This is a genomic window from Mycobacterium sp. TH-M15 (assembly GCF_057473705.1).
In genome coordinates, this window is record NZ_JBYCLB010000696.1 from 1 (window position 1) to 1,577 (window position 1,577).

Sequence of the window (1,577 nt, forward strand, 5' to 3'; positions counted from 1 at the left end):
CCGAGGCGCCCCGCGACCGCGAGGACGCCGAGGCCGTCACTGCGCTGATGCGCCCCCCGGTGGGGCGCATCATCATCGACCCGCTGCGCCGGATTGACTTTGAGCCCTACCGGCTGTGGAAGCCGCCGCTGGATGCGCCGTGGAGTGTGGAGAAATTGGTGAACACCCATCTGGGACGGCGCTGGGACAGCGACTACGCGCGCACCCCGAATCTGGTGTTCCCGATCGGGCTGGTGGACCGGCCGTTCAAGCACGACCAGCATCCGTTGACGGTTGACGTGTCGGGCCCGGGAGCCAACGTGGTGATCGTCGGCGCTCAGGGCTCGGGCAAGACGACGGCGCTGCAGGACCTGATTTGCGCGGCGGCCATGACCCATACCCCCGAGCAGGTGCAGTTCTATTGCTTGGCGTTTTCCTCGGCGGCGCTGGGCAGTGTGGCGGGGTTGCCGCATGTCGGTGGTGTGGCGATGTCGCTGGACGGCGACGGTGTGCGCCGCACCGTGGCGGAGATGGCGGCGCTGCTGGCCTCACGTAAGCGCAGTTTCGAGGCCACCGGCGTGATGTCGATGGAGGTGTTTCGCCGACGCAAGTCTGGCCGTGAGCCCGGGGCGATCCCCGATGACGGTTACGGCGACGTGTTTTTGGTGATCGACAACTACGCGGCGCTGGCTAGCGAGTATCCGGCGCTGGTCGAAGACAAGGTGAACCGGCTGATCAAGGAAGGGCCGACGTTCGGTATTCACGTGGTGGCCGCGGTCTCCAAGAGCACCGACCTGCAGGTGTCGGTACGCGGGGACTTCGGGTCTCGAGTCGAGCTGCGCCTGGCCGATATCAACGATGCCCAACTGGTGGCCAAGCCGCGCCTGGCCGCCGAGGTCCCTTCGGGCCGGCCAGGGCGCGGCATGATCGGACAGAAGTACGAGCGCGCCGGCTGGGACCCGGTGGGGTTGCACACCCTGACGGCGCGCCCGGCGCTGGACTCCACCGCTGGCGAGGTGTTCGACTCGCGCAGCGTGGCCGAGGCCGTGGACCGGGTGGCCAGCGGGTTTACCCCGGCGCCGAAGGTGCGCCGGCTGCCGCAACGGGTGGCGCCCGCCGAGCTGGCCGCGGCGGCGGCCGCCGATGACCGGGCGACCTCCACGATGGTGTGGGCGCTCGATGAGACCGAGCGTCCGGTGTTCTTCGACAGCCAGCATCTGGTGATCACGGGGCAAACCAAGTGCGGGCGCACCACGGCGTGCGCGACGGTGATGCGCGAGATTGGGCGGGTCTACGCCCCGGGCGCCGAGACGTCAACAGGGCAGGTGGTGACGGGGCGGGCGGGCCGCCCGGCCGCGCAGGTGTGGCTGATTGATCCGCGCCGCCAGCTGCTGGGTGTGCTGGATTCGTCGTATGTGCACCGCTTCGCGTCGACACCGACGGCGGTCAAGCAGCGCATGGATGAGTTGGCCCAGGTGCTTGCGCCGCGCATGCCCAGCGACGATGTGTCGGTCGATCAGATCGGCCAGCGGAACTGGCAGGGCCCGGAGGTGTTTTTGATCATCGATGATGCTGAGCGGCTGCCGGCGGGCTACGAC

General features: G+C 68.9%; 1 protein-coding gene. It reads left to right on the forward strand.

The annotated features are described in order from the left end of the window. The coding region (gene eccCb / locus AC2VNT_RS17170; protein ID WP_486948001.1) for a type VII secretion protein EccCb at positions 1–1,577 on the forward strand (1,577 nt) is incomplete at both ends.